Source organism: Brevundimonas sp. (assembly GCF_046293315.1).
Classification (GTDB): Bacteria; Pseudomonadota; Alphaproteobacteria; order Caulobacterales; family Caulobacteraceae; genus Brevundimonas.
Genome location: NZ_JBKBPF010000002.1, coordinates 127,206 through 142,058, shown reverse-complemented (window position 1 = coordinate 142,058; position 14,853 = coordinate 127,206). Strand labels below are relative to the sequence as shown.

At 69.0% G+C, this 14,853-nt stretch carries 13 protein-coding genes and 1 tRNA gene; 12 read left to right on the top strand and 2 right to left on the bottom strand.

Going from position 1 to position 14,853, the window contains the following annotated elements:
• The first annotated feature begins 23 nt into the window (after positions 1–23).
• The 5 genes from ACK4SE_RS02455 to ACK4SE_RS02435 all read left to right on the top strand — a co-directional run bounded on the left by ACK4SE_RS02455 (position 24) and on the right by ACK4SE_RS02435 (position 3,633).
• On the top strand, positions 24–1,157 hold the full coding sequence (locus tag ACK4SE_RS02455) for an iron-containing alcohol dehydrogenase (protein ID WP_409688273.1): 1,134 nt from the start codon (positions 24–26) through the stop codon (positions 1,155–1,157).
• Positions 1,154–1,588 (top strand): acyl-CoA thioesterase, encoded by a 435-nt coding sequence (locus ACK4SE_RS02450; protein ID WP_409688270.1) that lies wholly within the window; start codon positions 1,154–1,156, stop codon positions 1,586–1,588. Before ACK4SE_RS02455 ends, ACK4SE_RS02450 begins: the two co-directional genes overlap by 4 nt.
• Positions 1,589–1,672: 84 nt before the next feature.
• Positions 1,673–1,747: transfer RNA gene (locus ACK4SE_RS02445), tRNA-Val, on the top strand.
• Positions 1,748–1,896: 149 nt separating this feature from the next.
• Positions 1,897–2,289 carry a surface-adhesin E family protein gene (locus tag ACK4SE_RS02440; protein ID WP_409688267.1) on the top strand — a complete coding sequence of 131 codons (393 nt, stop codon included), beginning with the start codon at positions 1,897–1,899 and terminating at the stop codon, positions 2,287–2,289.
• 12 nt (positions 2,290–2,301) lie between these two features.
• Positions 2,302–3,633: a glycosyltransferase family 2 protein gene (locus ACK4SE_RS02435; RefSeq protein ID WP_409688264.1), complete on the top strand. Its 1,332-nt coding sequence runs from the start codon at positions 2,302–2,304 to the stop codon at positions 3,631–3,633.
• 186 nt (positions 3,634–3,819) lie between these two features.
• Here ACK4SE_RS02435 and ACK4SE_RS02430 read toward each other — a convergent pair whose 3' ends face one another.
• A complete protein-coding gene (locus ACK4SE_RS02430) occupies positions 3,820–4,137 on the bottom strand; it encodes a hypothetical protein (RefSeq protein WP_409688261.1) in 318 nt (105 codons plus the stop codon).
• Positions 4,138–4,329: 192 nt separating this feature from the next.
• On the opposite strand from ACK4SE_RS02430, the gene ACK4SE_RS02425 reads away from it, so the two are divergent.
• Entirely contained in the window at positions 4,330–5,922 is a 1,593-nt protein-coding gene (locus ACK4SE_RS02425; protein WP_409688258.1) for a carboxyl transferase domain-containing protein, read from the top strand.
• On the opposite strand, the gene ACK4SE_RS02420 is transcribed toward ACK4SE_RS02425, so the two are convergent.
• Positions 5,923–6,285: a DUF2200 domain-containing protein gene (locus tag ACK4SE_RS02420; protein WP_409688255.1), complete on the bottom strand. Its 363-nt coding sequence runs from the start codon at positions 6,283–6,285 to the stop codon at positions 5,923–5,925. It abuts the gene before it with no gap.
• 66 nt (positions 6,286–6,351) lie between these two features.
• Here ACK4SE_RS02420 and ACK4SE_RS02415 point away from each other — a divergent pair, with 66 nt between their 5' ends.
• From ACK4SE_RS02415 to rpiA, 6 genes are all read left to right on the top strand, one after another.
• The gene (locus tag ACK4SE_RS02415; RefSeq protein WP_409688252.1) at positions 6,352–7,251 is read left to right on the top strand and encodes an enoyl-CoA hydratase-related protein; all 900 of its coding nucleotides are present in this window, start codon (positions 6,352–6,354) and stop codon (positions 7,249–7,251) included.
• Positions 7,252–7,273: 22 nt separating this feature from the next.
• Complete coding sequence (locus ACK4SE_RS02410) at positions 7,274–8,332, top strand: DUF3667 domain-containing protein (RefSeq protein WP_409688250.1); 1,059 nt, start codon at positions 7,274–7,276, stop codon at positions 8,330–8,332.
• A gap of 66 nt (positions 8,333–8,398) precedes the next feature.
• On the top strand, positions 8,399–10,267 hold the full coding sequence (locus ACK4SE_RS02405; protein WP_409688247.1) for a beta-propeller domain-containing protein: 1,869 nt from the start codon (positions 8,399–8,401) through the stop codon (positions 10,265–10,267).
• Between the two features lie 46 nt (positions 10,268–10,313).
• Positions 10,314–12,374: a biotin carboxylase N-terminal domain-containing protein gene (locus ACK4SE_RS02400; protein WP_409688244.1), complete on the top strand. Its 2,061-nt coding sequence runs from the start codon at positions 10,314–10,316 to the stop codon at positions 12,372–12,374.
• Positions 12,375–12,428: 54 nt separating this feature from the next.
• Positions 12,429–13,769, top strand: coding sequence for a bifunctional UDP-N-acetylglucosamine diphosphorylase/glucosamine-1-phosphate N-acetyltransferase GlmU (glmU, locus tag ACK4SE_RS02395; protein ID WP_409688241.1), 1,341 nt, complete (start codon positions 12,429–12,431; stop codon positions 13,767–13,769).
• Positions 13,770–13,962: 193 nt separating this feature from the next.
• Entirely contained in the window at positions 13,963–14,649 is a 687-nt protein-coding gene (rpiA, locus tag ACK4SE_RS02390) for a ribose-5-phosphate isomerase RpiA (RefSeq protein WP_409688238.1), read from the top strand.
• Positions 14,650–14,853 lie beyond the last annotated feature (204 nt).

Genomic DNA, 14,853 nt, shown 5'->3' with positions numbered 1-14,853 from the left:
GCTGCGTCCCGGAGGATGCGACCATGACCGGCTTTTCGTTCGAGACCACGCCGAGAATTCTTTGCGAGGACGGCGCCGCCCTGAAGCTGGCGGCGTTCCTGAACGGCATGGGCGTGAGCCGCCCGTTCATCGTCACCGACGCAGGCCTGGTCGGCGCGGGCGTGGTTCAGCCGATTCTGCACGCCCTGAACGCGGCGGGCGTGACTGCGTCAGTGTTCAGCGAGGTGCTGGCCGATCCGCCGGAGGCCTCGGTCATGGCGGCCGTGGCGGCGGCGCGCGAGGCGGGGGCCGACGGCGTGGTGGGTCTGGGCGGCGGTTCGTCGCTGGACACGGCCAAGCTGGTCGCCCTGCTGGCCGGAACCGATCAGGCCCTGTCCGACATCTACGGCATCGGCCTGGCCAGGGGCCCGCGCCTGCCGCTGGTGCAGGTGCCGACCACGGCGGGCACCGGATCGGAAGTCACCAACATCGCCATCGTGACAACCCCTGACGACCAGAAGAAGGGCGTGGTCTCGCCCCTGCTGTATCCCGACGCGGCCATCCTCGACGCGACCCTGACCACGGGCCTGCCGCCGCGCGTCACGGCCATGACGGGCATCGACGCCATGGTCCATGCCATCGAGGCCTACACCTCGAAGCACAGGAAGAACCCGGTTTCCGACAGTCTGGCGGTCGCGGCGCTGAAGCTGCTGCACGCCAACATCCGCCGGGTCATCGCCGACGGCTCTGACCTGCCCGCGCGGCGGGCGATGCTGCAGGGCTCGCTGCTGGCCGGCATGGCCTTCGCCAATGCGCCCGTCGCCGCCGTCCACGCCCTGGCCTATCCCATCGGCGGCATCTTCCACGCGCCGCACGGCCTGTCCAACGCCCTGGTGCTGGGGCCGGTGCTGCGGTTCAACCTGCCCGCCGCCGGGCCGCTCTACGCCGAACTGGCCGCCGCCATTGGGCTCAAGTCGGACGCCGCCGCCTTCGTGGACGAGATCGCGGTCCTGACCGCCGAAATGCCCATGGAGCAGCGCCTGTCCGACCTCGGGGTCGAGGTCCAGCATCTGGACCGTCTGGCCCACGACGCGATGCAGGTGCAGCGGCTGTTGATCAACAATCCGCGCGAGGTGACGCTCGCCGACGCCCGCGCCCTGTACGAGGAAGCCCTGTGACCGAACCGCTTCCCCGTCGCGCCGACTTTCCGGTCCTGCGCTCAATCACCACGCGCTGGATGGACAACGACGTCTACGGCCATGTGAACAATGTGGTCTACTACAGCTTCTTCGACACGGCGGTGAACGCGCACCTGATCGAGCAGGGGGTGCTGGACCCCGCCACCAGCCCCGTCATCGGCCTGGTGGTGGAGACCGGCTGCCGCTACGCCGCGCCCATCACCTTTCCCGACCGGGTCGACGCCGGCGTCCGCGTGGCCCGTATCGGAACCAGCAGCGTGCGCTACGAGGTCGGCCTGTTCCGCAACGACGAGCCGGACGCCGCAGCCTTCGGCCACTTCACCCATGTCTATGTGAACCGCGAAACCCGCCGCCCGGTCCCCATCCCGGAGGCCGCGCGAAAGGTGCTGGAGGCGCTGGTCGTCGCCTGACCGCGCACGGGTCTTGCGCCCGCCCGGCGACCGGGCTATGTCCGCGCCTCCCGACGGTTCGAGCCTTCGAACCCCGGCCCGGATGGATGCGTAGCTCAGCGGGAGAGCACCTCGTTCACACCGAGGGGGTCACAGGTTCAATCCCTGTCGCATCCACCATTCCTTCCCCGACCTCCGGTTCTGACGTGCACGCCCGTGTCTTCCGGTCACCACTGTCGTTTCCCACATGCACATGACGTTGCTGTCGACTGGCCATGGCCTGGTCAGAGGTTTGCGCATAGGCTCGCCCATCTGACTGGAGTCCCCCGATGCTTGAGATGATCGCCGCCATTCTGTTGCTGACCGGGCCGAAAGGGCAGTCTCTCGCCAGCTATGGCCCGGACTGGGAGCATATCCAGCCGGGGGGCTGGACCGTTGTGGGCGTCGATGGCGGGGGCGACACCATGCTGCTCACCCAGGCCGTCGAAGGTCATTCAAGCCGTCTCTGGATTCGTGAGGAAAGATCCTTTTACCAGGAATCCCGGCGGACGCTTTACGAGTTCGACTGCAATCAGGGCCGCGCGCGACCCCTGCGCGTCGATAATCACCGCGAACCCAATCTCGGCGGTGAGGCGGACACCTCCACAAATGATCGCCCCTGGGTCGAACTATGGCCGGACTCCTTTGTGGAGATCGCGTCCCGCGAGATCTGCGGCCGGTAAGGGTTCATCCGGTTGTCCATCCGCCCGATCGCCCGCCTTCTGATCCGAAAGCGCCGCCGCTCCGCCGCCTTGGCCATGGGGGCCCTGCGCGATCCCGTCGCCCTGTCGCGGCTGGAGCTGCACCGGCTCGCAGCCCGTGCGTTTGACCGCGATCCCGCCGCCGCCCGCGCCTCTCCGGTGGAGCGCATCCGGTCCCTGACCGCCACCGGCCGGGCAGGGGAGGCGCTGGACGTCGCCCGTACCCTCGCACCCCGTCCCGAGCATGATCTGGCCCTGTCCCTCAGCGCCTTCGACCCAGCCCTGGCCCTGACCAAATACGCCGGACCGGACGCATCCCTGCGCGCGGCCCTGATGCAGGCCGCCGGGCGCGAGGACGAGGCTCGCCGCGCTCTCGACGGCGCCTCCGGCCCGCAGGCGGCTTTCCTGCGCGCCTCGCTGGACCGGCATCACGCGGCTCGTGCAGCGCCCGGCTGGCGCGAGGGCTTCGGGGCGTGGAGCCTGTCGCCGCCCGAGCCCGTCGACCCGGCCCTGCCGGTCAGCGTCACCAATGCCTGCGCCGAGGCCGCGCCGGCCGTGGACGGCCCGCTGATCAGCGTCATCATGCCCTCGAGGAACGCCTCGCGCTGGGTGGCGGGGGCGGTGCGCTCCGTGCTGGACCAGAGCTGGCGCAATCTGGAATTCCTGTTCGTCGACGACGCCTCCACCGACGACAACGCCGACCGCGCCCTGGCCGCCGCCGACGGCGATCCGCGCTTCATCCTCATCCGCCAGTCCGAACGGGGCGGGGCCTACACCGCCCGCAATGCGGCGCTGGCCCGGGCCCGGGGCCGCTGGGTGGCGGTTCAGGACTCCGACGAATGGGCGCACCCCGACCGGCTGACCCGTCAGGTCGCCGAGATGCGCGCGCGCAAGCTCACCGCCCATTCCGGCCGCAGCCTGCGGGTGGACGCCGGGGGCGATATCCACGCCCGGGGCGTCTGGCCCCTGACCCGCTGGGCGCCGTCCACCCTGATGTTCGAGCGGGCCCCGGTGATGGAGCGGGCCGGCTATTTCCATCAGGTGCTGAGCGGCGCCGACAATGAATACTGGTGGCGGCTGGTGCAGCTGTTCGGCCCCCGCCGCGCCGCCATCTCGCGCACGCCGCTGATCCTCGGGGCGTGGCGCGCCGACTCCCTGACCGGAGCGAAGGACAGCGGTTTCGGGGCAGGGGGCTTCAACCTGGACCGGATGATCTACTGGGAGCGGTGGTCCTTCTGGCACGCCCGCAACCTGCGCACCCCCGAGGACTTGCGGCTTGAACCGGGCGAGCAACCGTTCCGGTCGCCGAAGAAGATCGTTCTCTAATCCCTCTCCCGTTGGGAGAGGGCTGCGCGCACGGATGCGTCAGCATCCGTCCTTCGCGCGCAGGGTGAGGGTTGGGTGGATCTGCTTAAGGCCTGAACGACCCTCATCCCCCGCGCTAGAACGAAGCCGCGATGCGCCTTCGTGCGCGGGTTCCCCCTTCTCCCAACGGGAGAAGGACAGAAGTCCCTACTTCACCGGCATCCGGCCGATGATCTGCTTCATCGTCTCGACCCGGGTGGGCAGGTCGGCGGCCAGGCGGGAGGCGATTTCGCGCGCACCCACCGGATAGGCGTCGCCGCCCTCGGCGATCTCTTTCGACAGGGCGGTGGCCTCCAGCAGCAGACGCTCCAGCATCTCGACCTGTTCAACGGCCAGGGCGCGGGCCTCCATCTGCAGCCTCTTGACCCGCTCGCCCGTGCTCTCGGGCTTGCGCATGAGGTCATAGACCTCGGACTCGGCATTCACCACGCGCAGGGTCGGTTCGGTCGTGCCTTTGACGGCCATGGGTCGCTCCTTCCCGACAATGCTGACGCAGAATCGCCAGCAAACGAAGCATGGCCGTGGGCTGATGAACCGGCGATGGACCAATTGAGGCCGGACTGTGGCGAGCTTGCATCAGGCCCTGTTCCGCCTTGGCACAGGTCACGGTTTACACGCGCCCTTTCGCCGGGAGCCGCCACCGTTTATGCCTGCGCCATGCCCAAGCTGACCTCGGCCATCGACGCCAATTCCCCCGCCTTCAAGACTTTGGACGCCCATAACCGCCGCCTGCGCGACGAGCTGCGCGACAAGGTGGCGAAGGCCGCGCTGGGGGGCTCGGAGAAGTCCCGCGAGCGCCACGTCTCGCGCGGCAAGCTTCTGCCCCGCGACCGGGTGGAGCGACTGCTGGATCCCGGCTCGCCATTCCTCGAGGTGGGCCAGCTGGCCGCCAACGGCATGTACGGTGACGAGGCGCCGGGCGCGGGCATGATCTGCGGTGCGGGCCGGGTCTCGGGCCGCGAGGTCATGATCGTGGCCAACGATCCCACCGTGAAGGGCGGCGCCTACTTCCCCATGACGGTGAAGAAGCACCTGCGCGCCCAGGAGATCGCCGAACAGAACAATCTGCCCTGCGTCTATCTGGTGGACTCCGGCGGGGCCAACCTGCCGCACCAGGCCGAGGTCTTCCCCGACCGCGACCATTTCGGCCGCATCTTCTTCAATCAGGCCCGGATGTCGGCCCGGTCCATCCCCCAGATCGCCTGCGTCATGGGCTCCTGCACCGCCGGCGGCGCCTATGTGCCGGCCATGTCGGATGAGACGGTCATCGTGCGCAATCAGGGCACCATCTTCCTGGCCGGCCCGCCGCTGGTGAAGGCCGCCACCGGCGAGGTCATCTCGGCCGAGGAACTGGGCGGCGCCGAGACCCACGGCCGCCTCTCGGGGGTGGTGGATCATGTGGCCGAGAACGACGAACACGCCCTGCAGATCGTGCGCGCCATCGTCGCCAATCTGAACACGGTCAAGCGCGTCGAACTGGACCTGGCCGAGCCGGTCGCGCCCGCCTTCGATCCGGAAGAACTCTACGGGATCATCCCCGACGACGTGCGCGCGCCCTATGACGTGCGCGAGGTCATCGCTCGCATCGTCGACGGCTCCAGCTTCGACGAGTTCAAGGCGCTGTACGGGACCAGCCTCGTGTGCGGCTTCGCCCGCATCTGGGGCCAGCCGGTGGCCATCCTGGCCAACAACGGGGTGCTGTTCAGCGAAAGCGCGCAGAAGGGCGCCCACTTCATCGAACTGGCCTGCAAGCGGAAGATCCCGCTGGTGTTTCTGCAGAACATCTCGGGCTTCATGGTGGGCGGCAAATACGAGGCCGAGGGCATCGCCAAGCACGGCGCCAAGCTGGTCACGGCGGTGGCCAGCGCGGAGGTTCCCAAATTCACCGTCCTGATCGGCGGATCATTCGGCGCGGGCAACTACGGCATGTGCGGCCGGGCCTATTCGCCCCGCTTCCTGTTCACCTGGCCCAACAGCCGCATCTCGGTGATGGGCGGCGAGCAGGCGGCCAGCGTTCTGGCCACCGTTCACCGCGACGCCGACAGCTGGTCCGAAGACGAGGCCGAGGCCTTCAAGGCCCCGATCCGTCAGAAATACGAGGACGAGGGCAACCCCTACTACGCCACCGCGCGCCTGTGGGACGACGGCGTCATCGATCCGGCCCAGACTCGCGACGTCCTCGGCCTCGCCATCAGCGCCAGCCTGAACGCCCCGATCCCGGACACGACCTTCGGCGTGTTCAGGATGTGATCAGGGGGTCCGGAGGATTTTCTCCATCGCCTTCCCCCTGGCCAGCTCGTCGACCATTTTGTCGAGGTGGCGCACCTCGCGCATGAGGGGGTCTTCGATCTCCTCGACGCGATAGCCGCAGATCACGCCGGTGATCAGGAAGCGGTTCGGATTCATGGCCGGGGCTTCGGCGAAGAAGGTCTCGAAGGTGGACTTGGCGTCCAGATGGCCCTTCAACGCCTCCGCCGAATAGCCCGTCAGCCACAGGATGATCTGATCGACCTCCGCGCGCGTCCGGCCCTTTTTCCCGGCCTTGGCGATGTAGTGAGGGTAGACGCTCGCCACACTCATCCAGCGGATGCGGTCATTCGCGCTGAGCGCCATTGCGACAGCCCCATGTTCCGTTCGGCCCACGGTGCGTTATAGGGGTTGAAGCTTCAGGAGACCACCATGGCCGACCCCACCGACTCCGACCTAAACGCCCTGGACGTCACCGACGCCGAGGCGGCCGAGATGAACCGCATCAACCACCCGCTGGTGGCCAATCCGGCCCCGGATGCGGACGACCAGCTGGCGGTGATCGACTCCACCCCCGACGGCATGGTGTTCATCACCATCAACCGCCCGGCGAAGAAGAACGCCTTCGACGCCGCCACCATCGCCGCCCTGCACGAGGCCTTCGAGACCCTGCACGGCGCCGACCATGTGCGGGCGGTGTTCATCCGCGGCGCGGGCGGCACGTTCAGCGCGGGTGCGGATCTGAACTGGATGCGCGACGCGGCCGACTGGTCCGAGAGCGACAACCGCGACGACGCCATGGGCCTGGCCAACATGCTCAAGGCGCTGCACGACATTCCGGCCCTGACCGTGGCCCTGGTCGAGGGCGCGGCCATGGGCGGCGGAGCGGGCATCGTCGCCGCCTGCGATATGGCGGTGGCGGTCAAGGGCGCCACCTTCGCCTTCTCCGAGGTGAAGCTGGGCCTGATCCCGGCCACCATCGCCCCCTATGTGGTCGAGGCCGTGGGCGCCCGCCGGGCCCGGGCTTTGTTCCTGACCGGCAACGCCTTCGACGCCGACTACGCCGCCCATGTGGGGCTGGTGGACGCGGTGGTGCCCGACGCCGACGCCCTGCACGGCTTCATCGATCATCTGTCCGGCACCCTGACCGCCTGCGCGCCCGGCGCCATGGGCGAGGCCAAGCGGCTGGTCCATCTGGTGGCCAATCACCGCATCGATTCCGGCCTGATCGACGACACCGCCCGCCTGATCGCCCGCGCGCGGGTCAGCACCGAAGGCCAGGAAGGCGTCCGCGCCTTCCTCGACAAGCGCAAGCCGAACTGGGCCAGATAGCGGGGTCACGGGGGCAGGGGGCATGACCAACGAACTGGAGACTGCGGCGGCGGCCTCGGCGGGCGGCTGGCTGCGCTTGCGGCGCCGACAGGCGGACATCCCGCCGGGCACGCCTTGCGCCAACTGCGAGACGCCGCTGGCCGGGACCTACTGCCACGCCTGCGGCCAGCTGGCCGAGAATTTCAACAAGTCCATCTGGAAGCTGGGCAAGGAGGCGCTGGAGAGCTTCTTCCATCTGGACGGCCGCCTCGCCCGCACCCTGCCGCGCCTGATCGCGCGTCCGGGTCGCCTGACCCGCGACTATCTGGACGGCAAGCGCGCCTTCCAGGTGCCGCCGCTGCGCATGTTCCTGGTGATCCTGCTGCTGACCTTCGTGGTCGGCCAGTGCGCCCTGCGCGGCGGGGCGACCGATGAGCTGGTTCGCCAGGCCGGAACCTCGGCGGCGGACTCACAGTCTGCCCTGGATCAGGCCCGCGCCGAGATTGCGGCGGACGAGAGCCTGACCGAGAGCGAGCGGCGCATCGCCGAGGCGGCGCTGGAGCGCAACTGGGGCGGCATCGTCGCCGGCGTCACGGCGGTGCAGGAAGCCAACCAGACTTTTCAGGAACAGGCTGAAAACCCCGCTGATCGCGAGAGCGCCTCGGCCTTCGAAACCTGGCTGACCGACCGGCTCGAGGCGGTCCAGGCCGAACCGCGCCGTTTCTCCCTCCTGCTCGCGGTCTGGGCCCAGCGGGTGGTGATGCTGATGCTGCCCGTCTCGGCCCTGATCCTGGCGTGCATGTTCTTCTGGCGGCGCGGGGTGTTCCTGTTCGACCACCTGATTTTTTCCATGCACTCCCTGTCGTTCCAGCTGCTGCTGATCACCACGGCGTTCCTGCTGGCCATGGGGATCGGGCCGGTCGCGTGGAATCTGCTGTGGCTCTCGCCCGTGCACCTGTTCATCCACATGCGCGGGGCCTACGCCAGCGGGCCGGCCATGACCCTGCTGCGCATGTCCATCCTGTTCACCGCCACCACCATCGCGGGCAGCGTCATGCTGCTGCTCTGGCTGTTCCTGGCCTTCAACGAGATGGCGGGCTGACGAGAAGGCTTGTCTCAACGAACCCTGTTCGCCACAGTATCGGCAGGCGGGGGCCGGGAGGGAATCATGCGGATTATTCACGCCGCCTTGGCGGCTGTTCTCATCATCGTGTCGGGCGCCGTCGTGGCCCCGGCCGTCGCCCAGTCCGTGCCGAACTTCCGGTCGGACGATGAGCTGCGGCGCTTTCTGACCAACAGCGAGGGCTATCTGCGGGTTCGCCCGCCGGCGCCCCATGCGCCCCCGCCGCCGCCCGCGCCCCCGCCGCCGCCGGGCGCCCAGCCCGCGACACCGAACGCGCCCTCCATCACCAACACCCAGCTGGTCGGCATCGACGAGGGCGGCATCGTCAAGGTCTCCGGCGAGCATCTGGTGATCCTGCGCCGGGGCCGGGTGTTCAGCGTCTCCATGGCTGACGGCGCGCTGGAGCCGGTGGACGCCATTGACGCCTTCGCGCCCGGCGTGGAAACGAGCGACACCTGGTACGACGAGATGCTGGTCATCGGCGACATGGTGACGGTGATCGGCTTCAGCTATTCGCGCGGCGGGACCGAGATCAACCGCTTCCGCCTGTCGCCCGAGGGCCGGTTCACCTTCTTGGACAGCCATCAGCTGCGGGCCAGCGACTATTTCTCGTACAGCAACTACGCCTCGCGCCTGATCGGGACGCAGCTGATCGTCTATTCACCGCTGCGCTTCGGCTACGGCCTGGACGATGTCCTGGACAGCCTGCCGGGTATCAGCCGGTGGACCGAAGGCCAGGGCGCGCCGGCGTTCCGACGCATCGCGCGCGGCCAGGATGTCTACATGCCGCGCGTCCTGCAGCGCGCCGGGGCCGAATACGTCGCGATGATGCATGTGGTCTATCGCTGTGACCTGGCGGCGGTCGAGCTGGACTGCGCCGCGACCACGGTCATGGGCGACGACTACGCGACCTTCTTCGTGTCGCACAACGCCGCCTATCTCTGGAATAAGGTCGCCCACGAGATCGGCGAGTTCAGCTTCGTCTATCGCTTCGGCCACGACGGCGCCCCGGTGACAGCCGCCCGGGTCTGGGAAAGCCCGTGGGATCAGTTCAGCTTTCACGCCAACATGGCGGCGGGACGCCTCGATCTGCTCATGATGTCGCGCAGCTCCACGCCCCAATGGGGCGCCCAGCCCACCGGGATCGCCTTGCTGCGCCTTCCCATGTCGCGCTTCGGCGACGGGTCCCGCCCCCCCATCCTGTCGGACTACCAGTTCACGCCTTACCCGGGCATCGGCTACATCACCGCCAACCGGTTCATGGGCGATTGGGCGTTCTACAGCACGCCCACAGAGCAGGGCGCCTATTACGGGCCGCCGCCCGGCGCCCTGGCCGCTCAGCTGGCGGCGGTCCCCATCGAGCCTGGCGAGCCCATCGTCTTCGATATGCCGGACGGCGTGGCCCGCATCGAACATCTGGGGGGCGACGTTCTTGTGGTCGGCGGCCGCGAGGAAGTGGTGTTCACCACCCTTGACCTGTCTTCCGGCGCGCCCGCCATCGGTCCCCGGCACGTGCAGGCCCGCGCCAGCCCGAACGAGTCGCGCAGTCACGCCTTCTTCTTCCGTCCCGACGCAGGGGGCGAGGACGGGCTGCTCGGCCTGCCGATTCTGTCCCATCAGGCGCCCGATGAGCCGTGGAATGAATGGAAGCCCCACGCCGCCATGCTCTTCCTCAGCCGCCGGGCGCGCGAGCTGTCGGGTCTGGGCCGTCTGGACGCGTCCGATGATGGCGTCCGCGACGACGGCTGCCGGGTGTCCTGCGTGGACTGGTACGGCAATGCGCGCCCGATCTTTCTCGGCGACCGGATCTTCGCCCTGATGGGCTACGAGATCGTCGAGGGCCGTCTGGAGGGCGACGGGGTTCAGGAAGTGCGCCGGGCGGACTTCGCGCTGTCGGTTCCGGTCGCGGAATAACGACAGGGCTTTCGCCAGATCGCGTGGTCTGGGATAGGGTCGCCCCATGTTCACATCCGTTCTGGTCGCCAACCGTGGCGAGATCGCCTGCCGCGTCTTCCGCACCGCCCGCGCCATGGGCGTGCGCACCATCGCCGTCTATTCCGAGGCGGACGCCGACGCCCTGCACGTGCGCGAGGCCGACGAGGCCGTGCTGATCGGCCCCGCCGCCGCCCGCGAGTCCTATCTGGACGCGACCAAGGTGCTTGCCGCCGCCAGGGAAACGGGCGCCGAGGCCATCCACCCCGGCTACGGCTTCCTGTCCGAGAACGCCGACTTCGCCGAGGCGGTCATGGCCTCCGGGCTGGTCTGGATCGGCCCGCCGCCCGCCGCCATCCGCGCCATGGGTCTGAAGGACGCGGCCAAGACCCTGATGGACAAGGCGGGCGTGCCCGTCACCCCCGGCTATCTGGGCGAGGACCAGTCGCTGGAACGCCTCCAGAAGGAGGCCGACGCCATCGGCTATCCGGTGCTGATCAAGGCCGTCGCCGGCGGCGGCGGCAAGGGCATGAAGAAGGTCGAGCGGTCCGCCGATTTCGCCGCCGGTCTCGCGGGCGCCCAGCGGGAAGGCGAGGCCTCGTTCGGCGACCCCCGCGTCCTGATCGAGAAATACATCACCCGCCCGCGCCACATCGAGGTGCAGGTGTTCGGGGACTCGCAAGGCAATGTCGTCCACCTGTACGAGCGCGACTGCTCGCTGCAACGCCGCCACCAGAAGGTGATCGAGGAGGCTCCGGCCCCCGGCATGGACCCCGAAACGCGCAAGGCTGTCACCGACGCCGCGGTGCGCGCGGCGAAGGCCGTCAACTATGTGGGCGCCGGCACTATCGAGTTCATCGCCGACGCCTCCGAGGGCCTCAAGCCCGACCGCATCTGGTTCATGGAGATGAACACCCGTCTGCAGGTGGAGCACCCCGTCACCGAGGCCGTCACCGGCGTCGATCTGGTGGAATGGCAGTTCCGCGTCGCGGCGGGCGAGCCCCTGCCGCTGCAGCAGGACGAAATCGCCCTGGACGGCTGGGCCATGGAGGCGCGCCTCTACGCCGAGGATCCCGACAACGGCTTCCTGCCCAGCATCGGCCGGCTGGATCACTTCCAGCTGCCCTTCTCCTCCCCACAGCGTGGGGAGGGGGACCGCGAAGCGGTGGAGGGGTTGGCGGCCTCAGGCGCGATCCGAATCGACACCGGCGTCGAACAGGGCGGTGAGGTCAGCCAGCACTACGATCCCATGATCGCCAAGCTGATCGTGCATGAAGACACGCGCGAGGCCGCCGCCGCCCGTCTGGCCGACGCCTGCTGCGAGGTGGAGGTCTGGCCGGTCCGGACCAACGCCGCCTTCCTCGCCCGCTGCCTGGACCATCCCCGCTTCGTCTCCGGCGACGTGGACACGGCCTTCATCGGCGCCGAGGAGGAGACCCTGCTGGCGCAGGAGTTGAAGGATGAGATCGTCGCTGCGGGTCTGACCGACCTGTTCGAGGCCTCTCGCCAGCGCTCGAGGCTCCCCACGGACGACGGGGTGTCCCCGTGGAGCGGCCAACGCGAAACCATCACAGGTTTCCGCCTGAACGCCCCGGAGCGGGCGCTGATCACCGGCAGCGTGAATGGCGTCCCGCAAGAAGCCCTGCTGACGCCGAAGCGACAGGACGACGCGTCCTGGTACGAGGTCAGCCTCAACGGACAGACCTATCAGGTCGCACCCGGGGTCGAGGGGATCTGGATCGGTGACCGGTATGTGCCCGCGTGGTTCGGCGCGGATCAGACCGTGCTGTTCGATGAAGGCCATGCGGTCGCGTTCACGCCGGCGTCCACGGTCGCCCAGGGCATCGCCGCCGCCTCCGACGGCTCGCTCCGCGCCCCCATGCCCGGCAAGATCGTCGCCGTCTCGGCCGAGCCCGGCGAGGCCGTCACGAAAGGCCAGTCCATCGTCGTACTGGAAGCCATGAAGATGGAGCACGCCCTGATCGCGCCCTTCGACGGCGTGGTGGGCGAACTGGGCGTCGCGGTGGGCGATCAGGTCGTCGACGGCGCGGTGCTGGCTGTCATCACGGCGTCCGAACAGGTCGCGTAGCCCTTGGGATTGGGTTAGACGGACCAGACGATTCCGCCAGCACGAGACCGCCTCATGACCTCACGCGCCGCCGTCATCCTCGCCGCCGGGCAGGGTACGCGCATGAAGAGCCCGCTGCCCAAGGTGCTGCACCCGGTGGGCGGCCGCGCCATGCTGGACCACGCCATCGACGCCGCCGAGGCCTTGAACTGCGAGCGCATCGTGGTGGTGGTGGGAACCCATTCCCCCGAGGTCCGCGCCCATGTGGAAAAGCGTCTCGGCGCCGCCGCCATCGCGGTTCAGGACCCGCCGCTGGGCACCGGTCACGCCGTGCTGGCCGCCCGCGAGGCGCTCAAGGGCTTCGCCGGCGAGGTGGTCATCACCTACGGCGACGTGCCGCTGCTCAAGGCTGACCACATCGCGCCGGTGTTCGGCGCCGAGGGTGTGACCGTGCTGGGCTTTGAAGCCGCCGACCCCTCCGCCTACGGCCGCCTGATCGTGGACGAGGCCGGGACGCTCAAGGCCATCGTGGAGGCCAAGGAAGCGACACCCGATCAGTTGGCGGTCACCGCCTGCAACTCCGGCGTCATCGCCGTGGACGCCGACCTGTTGTTCCAGCTGCTGGATCAGGTCGGAAACGACAACGCCAAGGGTGAATACTACCTCACCGATATCGTCGCCCTGGCGCGCGGCGCTGGCCATCCCACCCGCGCCGTCTTCGCCGACGAGGCCGCGGTCATGGGCGTCAACAGCCAGGCCGAACTGGCCGAGGCCGAGCGCCTGTTCCAGCAGGTCCGGCGCGAGGCCTTCCTCGCCGCGGGCGTCACCATGCCCGCCCCGCACACGGTCCATTTCGCCTGGGACACCGCGGTCGAGGGCGGGGTGCTGATCGAGCCCAATGTGGTGTTCGGCCCCGGCGTCAGCATCGCCTCCGGCGCACGCATCCGCGCCTTCTCCCACCTTGAGGGGGCCACCGTGGCCTCCGGCGCCGAGGTCGGTCCCTACGCCCGCCTGCGCCCCGGCGCGTCGCTGGGGCAGGGGGCCAAGGTGGGCAATTTCGTCGAGGTCAAGAACGTGACCATGGGCGCGGGCGCCAAGGCCAACCATCTGGCCTATCTGGGCGACGGCGAGGTGGGGGCGAAGGCCAACATCGGCGCGGGCACCATCTTCTGTAACTACGACGGCTTCTTCAAACACCGCACCACGGTGGGCGAGGGGGCCTTCGTCGGCTCCAACAGTTCGCTGGTGGCCCCGGTGACCATCGGCGCGGGCGCCATGGTCGGCTCCGGCTCGGTCATCACCGCCGACGTGGCCCCGGGCGATCTGGCCCTCGGCCGCGCGCCCCAGGCCCACAAGCCCGGCTGGGCCGCCCGCTTCATGGCTACGATGCGCGCGAAGAAGGCGAAGGGAAAATGATGAAGACGTCCATGATCCTTCTCCCATTGGGAGAAGGGGGAACCCGCGCACCGGAGCGCGCAGCGCGACGGTCCTTTGCGCGGGGGATGAGGGTCGGGTGGCCGCGCTTCACGCCTTCGACCCTCGCCCTGCGCGCGCAGGACGGATGCTGGCGCATCCGTGCGCGCAGTCCTCTCCCATTGGGAGAGGGAAGATGAGCGCCGACCTCCAGAAACAGCGCGCCGGCGAAGCCGCCGCCCTCCGCATCGAGCCCGGCATGACCGTGGGCCTCGGCACCGGCTCCACCGCCGCCTGGTTCGTCAAGGCGCTGGCCGCCCGCAATCTGGCTGACCTGCGCTGCGTCCCCACGTCCGAGGCCACCGCCGATCTGGCCCGGTCGCTGGGTCTGCCCCTGACGACGCTGGAGGACGTGGCCCGCATCGACATCACCGTGGATGGCGCCGACGAGGTCGGGCCGGGCCTGGCCCTGATCAAGGGCGGCGGCGCGGCCCTGCTGCGCGAGAAGCTGGTGTGGGAGGCGTCGGACCGCTGCGTGGTCATCGCCGACGCCGCCAAGGTGGTGAAGGCGCTGGGCAAGTTCGCCCTGCCCATCGAGGTGGTCGCCTTCGGCCACAAGACCACCGCCAACCGCATCGCCGACGTGCTGGCCGACCACGAGATCGGCATGCCCGCCCGCCTGCGCACCGCCGACCGCGGCATCGTCCGCACCGACGGCGGCAACGTCATCTATGACGCGGCCTGCGGCGTCATCGCCGACCCCGCCCGCCTCGCCGCCGACCTCAAGAGCCTGACCGGCGTGGTGGAGCACGGCCTGTTCCTCGACCTGGCCGAGGAGGCGTTGATCGGTACGGATCAGGGGGTGGAGACCCTGACGCCCTGACTTTCCTTCTCCCCTTGAGGGAGAAGGTGGCCGCCGGAGGCGGTCGGATGAGGGGTGAAACACCGAGCGGCCCGGCTTCGCGCCAACGATGGTGGCCCGATGAAGCGTTGATGGAAAGATCGAGTTGCACCCCTCATCCGTCATGCTTCGCATGACACCTTCTCCCTCAAGGGGAGAAGGGCATGGAGACGTGTCCCCGCCTTG